This is a genomic window from Mesorhizobium sp. BHbdii, from assembly GCF_053848045.1.
Window position 1 is genome coordinate 443,243 of record NZ_JBSPKX010000001.1, and the last position, 14,183, is coordinate 457,425.

15 protein-coding genes are annotated in these 14,183 nt (G+C 63.2%); 3 read left to right on the forward strand and 12 right to left on the reverse strand.

The genetic code is table 11. The features are described 5' to 3' along the window. The first annotated feature begins 40 nt into the window (after nt 1-40). Nucleotides 41-262, forward strand: coding sequence for a hypothetical protein (locus ACWTU8_RS02120; RefSeq protein ID WP_095518969.1), 222 nt, complete (start codon nt 41-43; stop codon nt 260-262). A gap of 112 nt (nt 263-374) precedes the next feature. On the opposite strand, the gene ACWTU8_RS02125 is transcribed toward ACWTU8_RS02120, so the two are convergent. The 10 genes from ACWTU8_RS02125 to ACWTU8_RS02170 form a co-directional block, all read right to left on the reverse strand. Beyond that, nucleotides 375-1,391 carry a formate dehydrogenase subunit gamma gene (locus ACWTU8_RS02125; RefSeq protein WP_455846844.1) on the reverse strand — a complete coding sequence of 339 codons (1,017 nt, stop codon included), beginning with the start codon at nt 1,389-1,391 and terminating at the stop codon, nt 375-377. Nucleotides 1,392-1,444: 53 nt separating this feature from the next. After that, entirely contained in the window at nt 1,445-2,041 is a 597-nt protein-coding gene (gene fdh3B / locus ACWTU8_RS02130) for a formate dehydrogenase FDH3 subunit beta (RefSeq protein WP_127209329.1), read from the reverse strand. A gap of 15 nt (nt 2,042-2,056) precedes the next feature. Continuing rightward, a complete protein-coding gene (locus ACWTU8_RS02135; protein WP_455837814.1) occupies nt 2,057-4,969 on the reverse strand; it encodes a formate dehydrogenase subunit alpha in 2,913 nt (970 codons plus the stop codon). Nucleotides 4,970-4,976: 7 nt separating this feature from the next. Next, entirely contained in the window at nt 4,977-5,189 is a 213-nt protein-coding gene (locus tag ACWTU8_RS02140) for a formate dehydrogenase (protein ID WP_095518965.1), read from the reverse strand. 33 nt (nt 5,190-5,222) lie between these two features. After that, nucleotides 5,223-5,894, reverse strand: a complete 672-nt coding sequence (locus ACWTU8_RS02145; RefSeq protein WP_455837813.1) for a TorD/DmsD family molecular chaperone — start codon at nt 5,892-5,894, stop codon at nt 5,223-5,225. Between the two features lie 102 nt (nt 5,895-5,996). Beyond that, on the reverse strand, nt 5,997-6,698 hold the full coding sequence (locus ACWTU8_RS02150) for a DUF3306 domain-containing protein (protein ID WP_455846845.1): 702 nt from the start codon (nt 6,696-6,698) through the stop codon (nt 5,997-5,999). Next, on the reverse strand, nt 6,695-7,207 hold the full coding sequence (locus ACWTU8_RS02155) for a DUF3305 domain-containing protein (RefSeq protein ID WP_128344120.1): 513 nt from the start codon (nt 7,205-7,207) through the stop codon (nt 6,695-6,697). The genes ACWTU8_RS02150 and ACWTU8_RS02155 overlap by 4 nt, the downstream gene beginning before the upstream one ends. A gap of 13 nt (nt 7,208-7,220) precedes the next feature. After that, nucleotides 7,221-8,237 (reverse strand): DUF6352 family protein, encoded by a 1,017-nt coding sequence (locus ACWTU8_RS02160; RefSeq protein WP_455846846.1) that lies wholly within the window; start codon nt 8,235-8,237, stop codon nt 7,221-7,223. Then, nucleotides 8,234-8,776 (reverse strand): DUF6505 family protein, encoded by a 543-nt coding sequence (locus tag ACWTU8_RS02165; RefSeq protein ID WP_455846847.1) that lies wholly within the window; start codon nt 8,774-8,776, stop codon nt 8,234-8,236. The genes ACWTU8_RS02160 and ACWTU8_RS02165 overlap by 4 nt, the downstream gene beginning before the upstream one ends. After that, nucleotides 8,767-9,504: a biotin/lipoate--protein ligase family protein gene (locus ACWTU8_RS02170; protein WP_455846848.1), complete on the reverse strand. Its 738-nt coding sequence runs from the start codon at nt 9,502-9,504 to the stop codon at nt 8,767-8,769. The genes ACWTU8_RS02165 and ACWTU8_RS02170 overlap by 10 nt, the downstream gene beginning before the upstream one ends. Nucleotides 9,505-9,606: 102 nt before the next feature. Here ACWTU8_RS02170 and ACWTU8_RS02175 point away from each other — a divergent pair, with 102 nt between their 5' ends. Beyond that, complete coding sequence (locus ACWTU8_RS02175) at nt 9,607-11,646, forward strand: 4Fe-4S binding protein (protein ID WP_455846849.1); 2,040 nt, start codon at nt 9,607-9,609, stop codon at nt 11,644-11,646. Nucleotides 11,647-11,650: 4 nt separating this feature from the next. Here ACWTU8_RS02175 and ACWTU8_RS02180 read toward each other — a convergent pair whose 3' ends face one another. Continuing rightward, nucleotides 11,651-12,937, reverse strand: a complete 1,287-nt coding sequence (locus ACWTU8_RS02180) for a c-type cytochrome (protein ID WP_455846850.1) — start codon at nt 12,935-12,937, stop codon at nt 11,651-11,653. Between the two features lie 109 nt (nt 12,938-13,046). On the opposite strand from ACWTU8_RS02180, the gene ACWTU8_RS02185 reads away from it, so the two are divergent. After that, entirely contained in the window at nt 13,047-13,253 is a 207-nt protein-coding gene (locus tag ACWTU8_RS02185) for a DUF6494 family protein (protein WP_029350232.1), read from the forward strand. Between the two features lie 42 nt (nt 13,254-13,295). Here ACWTU8_RS02185 and ACWTU8_RS02190 read toward each other — a convergent pair whose 3' ends face one another. Further along, on the reverse strand, nt 13,296-14,171 hold the full coding sequence (locus tag ACWTU8_RS02190; RefSeq protein ID WP_455846851.1) for a substrate-binding domain-containing protein: 876 nt from the start codon (nt 14,169-14,171) through the stop codon (nt 13,296-13,298). Nucleotides 14,172-14,183 lie beyond the last annotated feature (12 nt).

Consider the following 14,183-nt stretch of genomic DNA (forward strand, 5'->3'; position numbering starts at 1 on the left):
TGACTGCGACTTTGAGCAGGTGAGACAGGGAGAAGGCGGGATGGGTATGATCTTGACCGGAATTGTCGTTTCGATCGCAATTGCGCTCGGGGCGGGCTATTTTCTTCTGAGCGCGCAGCAGCAACAGCCAGCATGGCAGGTTTACAGCAGCGAGAGCACTCGCGTGGGCGATCCGGGACACAATCTGGTCGGTCAAAACTGGACGGGCGAGCCGGGCGACAACTCCACCGCAGCCGCGGGCGGGGAGGAGACGCCTTCCTAGACCTTCGCTCGCTGACCTGCATTTCGAGGCACCGCCTCGCAATGAAAGTCCAACGAGCACGCTGAAAAATGCCCGGATCAAGGCCCGGGCATTTCGATTTGCGCAGAAGCTACTATTCGGCCGCTTCGGGCGCAGAGCGCGGCTGTATTGTACCTTTCGCCTCCTGCCCTTCAACCCAAAGGCTATGATGCTCCTTCGCCCAGTTCATATCGACCGTGCCCGAACCCATTGCTTCATAGGCGCCTTCCATCCCGAGCGTGCCGATATAAATGTGAGCGATAAGAACAGCGATCAGAATTATGCCCACAGTCGCATGAACATACTGGGCCGTCTGCATGCCGTTTATGTCGGCGAATGCGAACGGAAACAGCATGAATATGCCCGATACAGACATCGCAATTCCGCCCAGGACGACGGCCCAGAAGATGAGCTTCTGGCCGGTATTGAAACGTCCGGCCGGCGGATGCGTCCTGTTGGTTTTGTCGAAAAAGCCGCCGCCGACTCTGAGCCAATGAGCGTCATGGCGATCCGGAAGGTTGTCCCAGGCCCATGTCGCCAGCATGACTAATATGCCGAGCATAAACGCCCACGCGACGAAGTCGTGGGCGTATTTCGCCCAAATCGACCAGGTTGAAAATGCATCGGCCCCGATCAGTGGCATCAGCAGACGCTTGCCGAAGATAAAGTTCAGGCCGGTGATGGCTAGGATGATGAACGCCGTGGCAGTCATCCAGTGGGTTAGCCGCTCCAGAGCACCGAAGCGCAAAATCCTTACGCTCGATTCGGGCGCCAGTGTGCGGATGCGGCCCCTGTAGAAATAGAACAGCGCCAGCAGCAGCAAAATGCCGAGTATCGCGATGCCGCCGATCCACGGCAGCCAGCCCTCGTGGAAGCTGCGGTAATCGCGGCCTTGCGGTTGCTCGAGCAAGCCAGCGGCCGTATTGGGCAGGGTGACGCGCCCCTCGATCTTCTGCAACTCGTCAAGAAGCTGCCGCTCGTGCACCGCCTGTGCGGTCGGGTTGTTCCCGGATGGGGTTTGCGCGTACACGGGCCCTGCGACCAGCAGCGTGAGCGTCATCAATGCTGCGATAGCATGCGGCGTCACTCGACCAAGCCTGATGTCCGGCATTTCTGCGTCCTCCGTGATAGCTCCGTTGCCCGCGGGACGAGCCCGACTGCCTCCTACACGTCGATTGTTTCTCGATAGGCCGTCTGCCAGCCCCAGGCTCCCGAACCATAGCCACGTTGCGTCACACGCTCCTTGTAGATCGCCGCGATGATCTCCCCGTCGCCGGCCAGGAGCGACTTGGTTGAACACATTTCGGCGCAAAGCGGCAGCTTGCCTTCAGCCAGCCGGTTGGCGCCGTACTTGGCATATTCAATTTCGGTGGAATCCTCTTCCGGGCCCGCGGCGCAGAAGGTGCATTTGTCCATCTTGCCGCGCGAACCGAAGTTGCCCACACGAGGATATTGCGGCGCGCCGAACGGGCAGGCGTAGAAGCAATAGCCGCACCCGATGCACAGATCCTTGGAGTGGAGCACCACCGCGTCCGCCGTGGTATAGAAGCAGTCGACCGGACAGACCGCCGCGCAGGGCGCGTCGGTGCAATGCATGCACGCCATCGAGACGGAGCGTTCGCCGGGCTTGCCGTCATTGATGGTGACGACGCGGCGGCGGTTGATGCCCCAAGGCACGTCGTGCTCGTTCTTGCAGGCGGTGACGCAGGCATTGCACTCAATGCAACGATCAGCGTCGCAAAGGAATTTCATCCGGGCCATTTCTGTTCCTCCCGTTCACGCCGCTACGATTTGGCAGAGCGTGCACTTCGGCTCCTGCATGCCCGTCACCGGGTCGTAGCCGTAGGTGGTGATGCTGTTGGCGCTCTCTCCCAGAACATATGGATCGGAGCCCTGCGGATAGTGAGCCCGCAGATCCTTACCCTGGAACCAGCCGCCGAAGTGGAAGGGCATGAAAGCGACGCCCCGGCCGACGCGCTCCGTGACCAGCGCCTTCACCCGCGCCCTCGAGTTGTTCTCCGCACCATTCACCCAAACCCAGGTCCCATCGCCGATGCCGCGTTCGGACGCATCGGCCGGGTTGATCTCCACGAACATCTCCTGCTGCAGCTCGGCCAACCATCTGTTCGACCGCGTTTCCTCGCCCCCGCCTTCATATTCGACGAGCCGGCCGCTGGTCAGGATCAGCGGGAACGTCTTGGCGATGCCCTTTTCCACCGCGGCCTGCTGCACGCTGAACCCTATGTTCGGCAGCCGGAACTGTGTGGCGTCGGGATAGGTCGGATATTTTGCGACCAGGTCCACCTTCGGCGAGTAGATCGGCTCGCGATGGATCGGCACTGGGTCGGGCAGGTTCCACGCTACTGCGCGAGCTTTGCCGTTGCCGTAGGGATGGCAGCCATGGCTGAGTACGACGCGCTGGATGCCGCCTGACAGGTCTGTCGACCACGAGACCTTGTTGATGTCGTCGCCGATCGTTTCGATCACGGCGAGTTCTTCCGCCGTCAGATCCTTGTCCCAGCCGAGTTTCTTAAGCACGGCCATGGTGAACTCCGGATAGCCGTCGGTGAGTTCCGAGCCTTGCGTGTACGAACCTTCCGCCAGGAGGGTCTTGCCGTTGCGTTCGACGCCGAAGCGGGCGCGGAACGGGCTACCGCCGTCCATGACATGCAGGCCGGTGCTGTAAAGATTGGCCGTACCCGGGTGGCGGATCTCCGGCTTGCCCCAACATGGCCAAGGCAGGCCGTAATAGTCGCCACCGACCTCGGGATCATCCTTCGGAGCCCGCATCGTCACCAGGTCGAACTTGTGCTGGTTCTTCATATGCGCCTTGAGGCGCTCCGGCGACTGACCGCAATAGCCCGTTGACCAGCTCCCGCGGTTCATCTCGCGCAGCACCTCCTCCGGCACCGGCCGGTCTCCCTCGACGGCTATTTTCTTGAACATCTTGTCGGCAAGCCCGAGCTTCTTCGACAAGAGATAGATGACTTGGTAGTCGTCCTTCTGCTCGAAGCTCGGCTTGACGATCTGCTCGCCCCACTGGATGGCCCGATTTGAGGCGACGCGCGAGCCTGACGTCTCGAACTGCGTACAGACAGGCAAGAGATAAGTGTTGTCCTGACGCCCTGCTTCCACCGCCAGTGATGCCCAGGTCGTGGGATGGGGATCGGCGACAACAAGCAACTCCAGGCCTGTCAAGCCCTTCATCGATTCCGGAATACGAGCGATACTGTTGCTGGCGTGGCCCTGAATGAACATAGCACGCATGCTGTCGCGCTGCCCTATCTTGTCCTTGGGCAGCGAGACGGAATCGAACCACCTTGTCAGCGGTATGCCCGGGGTTTCCATGGCTTCCTTCGAGTCGAACTGGCTCAGCAGGTCCTCGTAGGGGATCTCCCAGACGCGAGACCAATGCTTCCAGGCGCCTTCCGTCAACCCGTAATAGAAGGGCAGGGTGACCACATCGAGCCCGATATCCGTCGCGCCCTGTACATTGTCATGGCCCCGGAAGATGTTCGCGCCAGTACCCGGCTTGCCGACATTGCCGGTGGCAAGACACAGGATGCAGCTCGCGCGGGTATTGGCGGTACCAACCGTGTGGTGTGTCTGGCCCATGCACCAGATCATCGTCGACGGCTTCTGCGTGGCGAACAGCTCGGCGACGCGCTTCACCTGGTCCCCAGGCACGCCGGTGATCTGCTCCACCTCCTCTGGCGTGTACTTCTCGACTTCCTTGCGGACCTCATCCATCCCGTAGACGCGCTGCGCGATGAATTCCTTGTCCTCCCAGCCGTTCTCGAAGATGTGCCAAAGCATGCCCCACAGCAGCGCTATGTCAGTGCCGGACCGGAACCGGACATACTCGGTCGCATGGGCGGCGGTGCGCGTGAAACGGGGATCGATGACGATCAGATTGGCCTTGTTGAGTTCCTTGCCTTCCAGCAGATGCTGCATCGCTATCGGATGCGCCTCAGCCGGGTTGCCGCCCATGATGATCATGGTCTTTGAATTGCGAATATCGTTGAAGGAGTTCGTCATCGCGCCGTAGCCCCAGGTGTTGGCTACGCCGGCGACGGTCGTCGAATGACAGATGCGGGCCTGGTGGTCCTGATTGTTTGTTCCCCACAGGGCAGCGAGCTTGCGGAAGAGATAGGTGCCTTCGTTGGAAAACTTGGCCGACCCCATCCAGTAGACGGATTCCGGGCCGGACTTTTCACGGATCTCGAGCAGTTTGTCGCCAATCCCATTGATCGCGTCGTCCCAGGAGACCCGCTCCCACTGCCCAGCGGTGAGCTTCATCGGGTATTTCAGTCGGCGGTCGCTGTGTACGAGCTCGCGTACGCTTGCTCCCTTGGCGCAATGGGAGCCACGGTTGATCGGGCTGTCCCACGAAGGCTCCTGACCGGTCCAAACCCCGTTCTGGACTTCGGCGGTAACGGTGCAGCCGACCGCGCAATGGGTGCAGACGCTTTTCTTGAGTTCGATGGGCTCGCCCGGCTGCGGCGGACTGATGGCTGCCGCCTTTTGAACCGTGCCGAGCTGGAACGACCCGATTACAGCCATTCCGCCGGCCACGAGACCGGAACGGCGAAGGAAGGTTCGCCGGTCGATGGGAGCGGAGGCGACCGTTCCCATCAGCGTGTGCAATCTTGTGCGGTTCGCCTGACCGCTCTTGCGCTTGGTCAGCATGGCGCTCTCACTTCTTCAACGTCTCATAACCGTTCACACGGTAGAATGCCTTGACGTGCTCGGTCTCGCGGTAGCGGGCCCTCGTCTCCTCCTCGCCGGGATCATAAGCTTGCGCTTCTCCGGGGCTGAGCGTCACGGCGGCCACGGCGGTCGTGGACGCGCCGCCGAAGGCGCGAAGGAAATTGCGGCGGTTCATTGCCGTCTGTTTCTTTTCCTGCATCTGCCATCCTCCCTATCTGTCGACGCGATCAGGTCACGAGCTACGTCGCGCCTCCATGGCGAAGCCTTCGGCTTCGATGTCGATGAAAATCCGCCCCAACACGCCCACTGCCCGGTAAAACCTGGCCGAGGCCGCGTTTTCCAGATCGGCGAAGAAGCGGCTCGCCCAGGGCGCGATGTGACGTTCAAAGAAGTCCCGCTCCTCGCCAGGGGGAACCACGAAATGTGTGGCGGCAAAGCCGCTCATGATCTCGAATAGCGTGCCCAGATGATCTTCCGGGTCAAAATGACCGTCGGCGCGTTCAACGCCGAGGCGCTTCATGTCCCCGCGTAGACGGGCAAGCGGCCGTTCATTGAGAAAGCCCGTCAGGTAGTATGAGGCGTAGGGAAGGAGTTCGCCGCGCCCGACCCCGATGAAGAGCTCGAAATACTCACGACTGACCGCTGCCGGGGAGGCCGAAGCCGCGGCCTGGCCGAGTGCCGCATGAGCAAGGCCGAGCGGCGTCTCGGTGTCGCCCCGCAAACCGGAAAGCCGCGCCATAAGGTTTGCATCCGGAGCGGCCAGGAGAAGCGTGGCGAGCAGCGCGTACTCATCCGCGCGTGCGCTGTTCACGTCGTCGACGTCAGCATCTCTAACGCCGGGAACCAGAGCGTCAGCTCCGCACGACGTGCCGGTTGCCTCCTCTAGGCGCAAGTCTGGGTTCATCTACTGACCTCGACCGTGCCCCTCAACGAGTGGGTAAAGTAATACTAGTCCCCCGCCCGGCAATTGCAACAGCAACTGTGCCAAAATGGCCACATATCCAGATCAGCGCGGCACGGCGCCGCCATGGCGCCGCTGGCGATTAATCGGGGATGATTCCGCGGCGCCGGCAGCTTCGTCGCGGCCGGCGGCGGTTTCGGCCACGTCGGCCGAAGGGGATTGGCGGGTTGCGGGCTCGATCGAACTGTCCGGCGTAACAGCCTGCGAAGCATCGGGTGAGGCGTTCGCGTCCTCGTCCGCCAAGACGACGGTGGCCGCAGGCGCCTTCTCCGGTGCCTCCGAAGCCATGGCGGCGCGGGCTGGGTCGGCCGGGTTGCCGCCGCTCAACGTCGACAGGAAATCCACGACAGGTTCGCTGGATTCTTTCAAGGGGCCGAATCCCGCCATGGATCCCGGCCTATTGAAGTCCCAGGCATATTCGGAAGGCCCGATATGATCACGAATTGCCGGATCGAGCGACCACATCCTGCGCAATGCGGCGCGCTTCAACATCTTGGGCACGCCTTTGCGCAGGAAGGCCGAAAGGTCGCTTTCGGCGGTCAAATCCTCGACACCGGGGAGGGGCTCGGCAGGCTCGGCGGCCTCCGGCTCCGCAATTGGCGGTGCAAGCTGCTCGCCAACACCCGCTGGCGCCACAGCTTCGTCAGGCGCAAGCTGATCCTTCTGCGGCTCCGCAGTCGCGCTGTAACGCGCCGCCTGTTTTCGGCGCGACCAGCGGGCGAAGACATTGTCACTTCCCGCGCTCATTCGGCATCATCCATCGTCCCGGAGCGAGGACCGCGCCTCGCCAGGGCATTGCTGTCCGCCCGATCGCGCTTGCGCTTGATGAAGGGACGCTCAACGTGATGCGTCTCGATGAAGGCGGCCACCCATTGCTGAAGCTCGATCGGCATAGGCACGGCTTCGATGATGTCGGGGCCAGCCTCTGTCAGCGACTCGCCTTCGAAAGGGTCAGCGGTCACCAGGTGCAGCACAACTCCGGGTGGAGCAGGGCTCGACCGGAGCGCGATCCAGAGGCTAGGCCGCCCCGAACGGAGGTTGTCCCGGTACATGCCCGTGTCGCACCCGAAGAGCTCGAGCTTGAAAGTTCCGGCATAGAAACGCGTCAGGCCGTCGGATTCGTGCAGCACTGACCATGGCGCCGCGCACGGCGCGCCCGCCAGCACGGCCACGGGCACCCAGACATGGTCGACCCACGGGCTGTTCAGAGCCCGTCGCTCGACGATCACCCCGACTTCCGCAGTCTCCCGCACCATGGCACCAATCCTCCTAATTCACCGTCCCCGGGGCGCGAAACGGCAGGCCTGCGATGAGGTTCTGCGGCTTCATGCGGATCGTTCGGTCGGCGGTCATGGCCATTATGAGCCAGACGGGCCTGGCGCCCACTGCCGGCTGAACTTCGCCTGTGTCGGAAAAGCTGAGCCGGAATAGTGCAACGACGCGCTTTGCTGTCTCTGCGTCGAGTTCGCCGCCGGCCCAGAGCGTATTGCCGATGCGGGTCGCTTCGGCGTCGAGGCCGACGAACCAGGCCCAGTCCTCGTCCTCGATCCGCTCCACCGGCTCGATCTCCACGCCCACTGCAACAAGATGGCGAATCCAGATCTCCATTGCGGTCGCAAGGCCGCGCCGGGCCGGACTCCGGGCGCTGCCGAGCTTGAGCACCATATCGAAAGCGTCGCTCCTGGCGAAGTAACTCTCGGGATTCTTATCGTCGAGTATCTCGAGTTCCGTGACAGCTGGACCACCAAGCATGTTGAGGAGCGGCGACGCATGGCGGTTCTGTTCATGCAGTTCGATTGTTTCGGCATCGGCGAGAAGCACAGCCCCCTCGTGAGACGTCACGCGTTGCGGCCGATAAAACAGCTCGGCGGCTCGCAGAACGCAGGCGTCATGCTGACCGTCCAGCGCATTGCGCAGCACGACCTGGGCAAGCTGGTTCATGAACAGCGGGGGGATATTTTCCGCCGAGCCGCGCGCCAGCGCGAGGTATGCGGCTTCGAGTGAGGGAGCGGCCAGCACATGATCGCGAAAGGCAATCATGAACTGCCAGTTCTCGCGCGCATCCGGATCCTCCAAGGCGGCGATCTCCTCCTTTGCGACCGGCCGGCGCGGATGATGCATCAAAAGTTCGTGATGCAGGCGCAACTCCGCCGGGCAGGCGGATTCGGGGGGGAGAAGCTCTGGCCGGGCAAAATATGCCTTCAGAAAGGAGTCGGTCACGAGCAGGCGCCCGGCCTCATCTCTGTCGAGAAGGTGATGACCTGAGGAAACCCAGAAATCCTTCACTTCTGCCTCCCGGCGAAAGCAAGGAGATCGAACTTTTCCGTCGACGCGCCTTCACCCTCGATTTCGACGAAGCGGAATGCCGTTGCCGGCTCCAGCCGGCTCGCCTTACGATGCAGGGTGCGGAACGACTCTCGGATGCCGGCCTGTTCGCTGGTGCGGTTGACCCCAATCAGCGTGTTCGGCGGGTGGTCGCACAGCGATTGCGCGAAGGCGATCTCCTCTTCGGCGGCGACGCGCGCCGTTTCGATGTCCGGCGCACCGCATCGCACCACAAGCTGCTCGGCCAGCCGATCGACGGCTGCCGCGCGGTCATGCGCGGTCGCGTCCGTGACCACGACGAGGGTGGACCAGCCGAAGCTGTCAATGCCCAGGAACCCGGCGCGGAACGCCTGCCGTTCCTTGCCGGAAAGCGTGGCGGTATCGGCGCCGAAGAACAGGAAGGTGCCGGTCACCGCCCATTCGCCTGGTCCTGCAGCGCGCGAATAGACAAACGTGTCCGAAGCATCGAGACGGATCGTTCGCGGCAGCTTCAAATCCATGGCGTTCCCGTCCTCGGATCGAGCCAGGAAGGCCTGGCAAGCGCTTCGGGCAGGCTTTTTCGCTCGCCAAGCCTTTGAGAGGCCATATGGGAAATCAGTAGATCTCCGTTACCGGCAAGCTCTGTATGCTCATCGCCCTTTCGGGGCAGCCGGTCGAGCCAGCGGCTGGCGATCGAACCGAAGCCGGTGTCGCTCCATTCGTGGAATGCGGCCATCAGATGGCGGGAGAAGCTCGCAACGATCTCACCGGCATCGAGCGCAGCGAAGCCTAGTTCGTCAAGCGCGCCAAGCAGCGGACGCAGACCGGGCTCGCCGGCGCGGATGACGGCAGTGCGGATCATGCCTGAGAAGACGAGCCAGTCGGGGATTTCGTGCTCCCGTGCCCCTTCCGGCCAGCCCAGGCGGGCGCCGCCGACGAGAACTCCGTCGACGCGAATGGTGTCTGGCCAGTCGAAGGTGATGGGCCGCGACGGCGGAGCATGGACCGCAAGCGCATCGGCGAGCGCGTTCATGCCTGCATAGATCGCGCGACGCGCTTCCTCCAGGGGCTCCTCAGGCTCAAGCACCACGGCGAATTCGGCCAGATCGTAGCGGCGCACCCAGGCGAGCGTGCCTGCGCCTTCCTCTGCCGCGATCGCGCAGGCATGCGCGAAGGCGTCGCCAGCCTCTCTCAGCGGCACGAGGCTGTAAGGCGGTGGCAGTTGGAGCTCGCTGACAGATGGGCGCATAGTGCCGATCCATATTTTGATGACGGCGACTGTAATGTCTTTATAATACTTCCAAGGAAGAGGCGCCACCGCCTGGGCAAGGAAGATGCCACGGGAGTCGGAATGAGCCTGGCCAAACAACCCACGGTCCTGGTCTGCTCCTGCGAGCGGAGCATGCCGGCCTTCGGCGCCAGCGTCGCCCGCGGATGCCCGGGCGCACGGGTCGAGGCGGGGGACCAGTTCTGTGGCGCGGAGCTCGACCGGGTGCGCAGCGCCCTGAGCAGCGGCGGAGTAGTCACCATCAGCTGCACGCAACAGGCGCCGCTTTTCGGCGAGCTCGCCGAGGAACTCGGTTTCGCAGGCGATCTGGTTTTCGCAAACATTCGCGAGACGGGGGGCTGGTCGCAAGGCGCTGCTGCTGCCGGCCCGAAAGCGGCGGCTCTGCTCGCTATGGCGGCCGAACCCGCTTCGGCGCCCGCGCTCGTTACGCTTTCGAGCAATGGTGTCGTCCTGGTCTATGGCTGCGATGCGACGGCGATCGATGCGGGCCGGCAACTTGCCGAGAAGCTGGACGTCACTGTGTTGCTTAGCCGCCCGGGCGAAATTGCGCCGCACCGGGTCTGGGATTTTCCCGTCATGCAGGGCACCATCCGCAAAGCACGCGGGCATCTCGGCGCCTTCGAGCTGACGGTCGACGATTTCGCGGCGCCCAATCCATCTTCGCGCGATCGGCTTCGCTTCGGGATATCGCGCGATGGAGCGGTCTCGAACGCCGACATCATCCTTGATCTCTCCGGCGGAGTTCCGCTTTTCCCTGCTCATGAATTGCGCGACGGCTACGTGAAGGCCGATCTCGGCGATCGCGCCTCCGTCGCCACTGCGATCGCAAGGGCCGCCGACTTGGTTGGCGAGTTCGACAAGCCGCGTTTCATCGATTTCTCCGCCGATCTGTGCGCCCATTCGAGATCGCACATCACCGGCTGCACGCGGTGCCTCGACCTTTGCCCGACAGGGGCGATAACGCCTGCCGGCAACCACGTCGCGATCAATGCGGAAGTATGCGCCGGCTGCGGCAGCTGCGCGGCGGCATGTCCCACGGGTGCTGCCGCCTACGCCGTGCCGGATGCAGAATCGCTGCTTCGGCGGCTGCGGACGCTTCTTTTCACCTATCGGGAGGCGGGCGGCCTCGATGCGATCGTCCTTTTCCATGATCTCGGCCATGGCGAGCCGCTGATCGACGCACTCGCCCGGTTCGGCTCGGGTCTGCCCGCAAATGTCCTGCCGGTCGCCGTGAACGAGACAACCCAGTTAGGGGTCGAGGCGTGGACCGCGCCAGTCGCTTGGGGCGCTTGCGCTGTAAGGGCTCTGTCGTCGGCCAAGCCCAGGCATGAGCTTACGGGAATTGCCGCAAACATCGCGATCGCCAATCTTTTGAGCCAGTCTCTCGGTTATGGCGCCGAGGTCTGCGGATTGATCGAAGCGGACGATCCCGACATCCTCGCCTCGGCGCTCGACATGATTACCCCAGACGTTGCGTCGCGGCGCCCGGCTGCATTCCTGCCCATCGGCAAGAAGCGCAGCTTGCTGACGAGCACCATGGTCGAGCTCCATCGGGCTGCGCCGACGCCGGTCGACCGCGTGGCGTTGCCTGCTGGAGCTCCGTTCGGCGGCCTGGACGTCAATGTCGACGGCTGTACGCTCTGCCTCTCTTGTGTATCGGCCTGTCCAACGGGGGCGCTTTCCGACAGCGAGCAGCAGCCGGCCTTATATTTTTCCGAGAGCGCCTGCGTGCAGTGCGGCCTTTGCGCCGCGACCTGCCCGGAGAAGGTCATCACCTTGACGCCGCAGGTGGATTTTCAGGCATGGGGCGCTCGCAGCCGGGTCGTGAAGCAAGAGGAGCCGTACAACTGCATCCGCTGCGCGAAGCCGTTCGGCACAAGGAGCACTGTCGAGCGGATCGTCGCCAAGCTCGAAGGCAAACACTGGATGTTTGCAGGCGAGAACGCACGGCGGCTCGACCTTGTACGGATGTGCGACAATTGCCGTGTCGATGCGGCCATGAATGAGGGCTTCGATCCTTATGGAGGCCCTGGTCGCTCGCCGCCGCGAACCACCGAAGACTATCTGCGGCGGCGTAAGGCCTCGAGCGATAAGGCGGTCTGAGCCCCTAGTCGGTACGTGTCTCGGCCTGAAGAAAGCGGATCAGGGCTGCCCGATCCTCAGCATTGCTGATCGTCTGTTCAGGCATCTTGGTACCGGGGGTGTAGGCGTTCGGACCCAACTCGAACAGCGCCGACACTGTTTCCGGTGTCCAGACGATGTCCATTTTTCGGAAAGCGGGCGAATAGTGGTAACCCGGCACGGATGCTATTTTGCGCCCGAAAATGCCATGCAGCGTGGGCCCGGCTCGATGGCCGTCCTTCGGGTCGAGAGTATGGCAAGCTACGCAGGCGCGAAATACTTCCGCGTCCGGATTACCCGCGTATCTGGCCATCGGATCGGCCCTGCCGGCCGTAGCGGCTCCAAGGCGCTCGCCCGTCTCGATGCTCCATTCCCGCACCAGATGGTCGGCTCCACCAGCCAGAAGCGTCTTGCCCCCAGCCGCGAACGCAAGCGACCATACCGTCACGCCGGATGTGTCGAGAGTGCGGATGGTGGAGAGGCTCACAGCGTCCAGCAACAGGATTCCATCACCGATGCCGGCGACTGCGAGATATTTCGGGTCTGGCGTGGCGGCGAGCGCAATCACCGGTTTGCGTAAGGCCTGAACTTCCAACTGCACTTTGCCGCGCCGATCGAGCAACCGTACCCGCCCGTCCGCACCTCCGACGAACAGCCGGTCGCCGGGCGCTCTTACAAGCGTGTTGAGCGGCGTCGGCATGATGGCCCGAACCGGCGCCGCCCCAGCCTGGCTCGGCCAAAAGATGACTGTGGCGTCATAGCCGGCGCTGACGAGGGTTCCGTCCGCCAGGAACGCGAGTGCATTGACGTTTGCGCCATGGCCTTCCAGGACGCGCGCTTTCCCACCAGCAAGGGGCCAGAGCCGGACGGTGGTGTCCCAGGACGCCGAAGCCAGCATCGATCCGTCGGGTGACAGTTCGAGGTCGGCGACAGGTCCGGTGTGACCCTGCAGAATGAGGGCCGGCTCGCCTCGACCGGTTTGCCAGATCGCGATGCGACCGTCCGCACCCGCACTGGCAAAGCGCCCGTTCGGCAGTGCGGCCACGGCACTTACCTCACCGTCATGAAAGAGCAGCACGTCGCGCGCTTCGCCGGTCTCCAGCGACCAGATGATCGCCCTGGTGTCAAAACTGCCGGTTGCCACCGTCTTTCCGTCCGGCGCCACGGAAATCGCCCGCACGGGACCGCCATGCCCGCGCAGTTCCGCGCCATGTGTCGTCGCGCCGGCGAGGAAAACAGCAGCGAGCAATTGCATTGCGAGCGTCTTATGCATTGCGCTTCATACTTTTCCGTGTTCCGCTGGCCGGCAGCGCCTTCGCCGGAGAGCAGCATGCGATCGCAATCCGACGAGCCGCACCGTCCCAGCTATTAGAGGCAATCATATGACCCAAAACATGGAAACCGATCCCTTCAACGTGTCGATGCGCAAGTTCCTGAAGCAGGTCGGCGTAACCTCGCAGCAGGCAATCGAAAAGGCCGTGGCGGATGGGGGGCTGAAAGGGCAGGGGCGTCTGACTGTGAGGGCCGTGATTACGGCTGAACGCGCCGGTTTGCACCACGTCGTCGAAGGCGAAATCGACCTCGGCTGAATAGGTTCGGCGGCGCGTCCGGCGCCCCATTGACACCCCACCTCAATTGAAGAAACGGACCTGCCCGGCCGGGCTCGTGTCATACCCCGTGAGTTCTGCGGCGCGCCGGGCGAAGCTGTCCTGAGCCATGAGGCGGATCAGCGCCTGGATCGAAGGCTGAAAATAGGTTCGCTGCCGCATCAGCAGATCGAAATTCTCCCACGCCAATGATACGAACTCCAGGCCGGCGGCGCGCGCGGCGGCGCGTGTGGCGATTCCGCAATCGGCCCTCCCGGTCCGGATCGCGGCCGCGAGATCAGGCCCTGTCAGGCATGGCGGCGCGAGCCGGTTCAACCGCTTCCGGCTGGCGCCGGCGCGGGCGACCAGGACATCCAGCAGCATTTGGGCTCCGGCCCCGGTCTGACGCACCGCCATTTTGGCGCCGCTTTCAAGGACATCGGCCAGGCTGTTGAGCGATCGGGGGTTGCCCGGCGGCAGCAGCAGCCCCTGTTCGCGCCGCGTGAAACCGATCAGCACCGCATCGTGCAGCCCCGGCATTGCGCGCGCGGCCTCCACATTGGGGTCGGCTGCATCATTGTGGTAATGGATCGCGGCAGCGGCGACTTCGCCACGCAAAAGACGCGCAACGCCGCCTCCCGTCCCCTCGCTTAGCGAAGCGAGGCCGGAGCCCGCCTGGCGAAGGCTCCATTCAAGGAGGTCGTCCTGGCTGCCGCCAACTATGGGCGGCGGCTCCGGCGGAATCATTCCCTCAGGATGCGCCAATCCCGAGAGAACCCACCGGTCGAGTTCGTTGCGCGGAAACAGCCATTTGCCCGTCACTTTGCTGCACGGGATCCTGTTTTTGGCGACCAGTTCGTAAAGCTTGCGTTCGCCCAGGCGCAAATAGTCTGAGGCTTCCGGAGTCGTCAGCAAATCCATCCTGCAATATTA

Coding starts and splice junctions, on each gene's coding strand:
- fdh3B (WP_127209329.1), bottom strand. CDS start 2,041: ATGGCCCGGATGAAATTCCTTTGCGACGCTGATCGTTGCATTGAGTGC.
- ACWTU8_RS02120 (WP_095518969.1), top strand. CDS start 41: ATGGGTATGATCTTGACCGGAATTGTCGTTTCGATCGCAATTGCGCTC.
- ACWTU8_RS02125 (WP_455846844.1), bottom strand. CDS start 1,391: ATGCCGGACATCAGGCTTGGTCGAGTGACGCCGCATGCTATCGCAGCA.
- ACWTU8_RS02165 (WP_455846847.1), bottom strand. CDS start 8,776: ATGGATTTGAAGCTGCCGCGAACGATCCGTCTCGATGCTTCGGACACG.
- ACWTU8_RS02175 (WP_455846849.1), top strand. CDS start 9,607: ATGAGCCTGGCCAAACAACCCACGGTCCTGGTCTGCTCCTGCGAGCGG.
- ACWTU8_RS02190 (WP_455846851.1), bottom strand. CDS start 14,171: ATGGATTTGCTGACGACTCCGGAAGCCTCAGACTATTTGCGCCTGGGC.
- ACWTU8_RS02140 (WP_095518965.1), bottom strand. CDS start 5,189: ATGCAGGAAAAGAAACAGACGGCAATGAACCGCCGCAATTTCCTTCGC.
- ACWTU8_RS02150 (WP_455846845.1), bottom strand. CDS start 6,698: ATGAGCGCGGGAAGTGACAATGTCTTCGCCCGCTGGTCGCGCCGAAAA.
- ACWTU8_RS02180 (WP_455846850.1), bottom strand. CDS start 12,937: ATGCATAAGACGCTCGCAATGCAATTGCTCGCTGCTGTTTTCCTCGCC.
- ACWTU8_RS02170 (WP_455846848.1), bottom strand. CDS start 9,504: ATGCGCCCATCTGTCAGCGAGCTCCAACTGCCACCGCCTTACAGCCTC.
- ACWTU8_RS02155 (WP_128344120.1), bottom strand. CDS start 7,207: ATGGTGCGGGAGACTGCGGAAGTCGGGGTGATCGTCGAGCGACGGGCT.
- ACWTU8_RS02135 (WP_455837814.1), bottom strand. CDS start 4,969: ATGCTGACCAAGCGCAAGAGCGGTCAGGCGAACCGCACAAGATTGCAC.
- ACWTU8_RS02185 (WP_029350232.1), top strand. CDS start 13,047: ATGACCCAAAACATGGAAACCGATCCCTTCAACGTGTCGATGCGCAAG.
- ACWTU8_RS02145 (WP_455837813.1), bottom strand. CDS start 5,894: ATGAACCCAGACTTGCGCCTAGAGGAGGCAACCGGCACGTCGTGCGGA.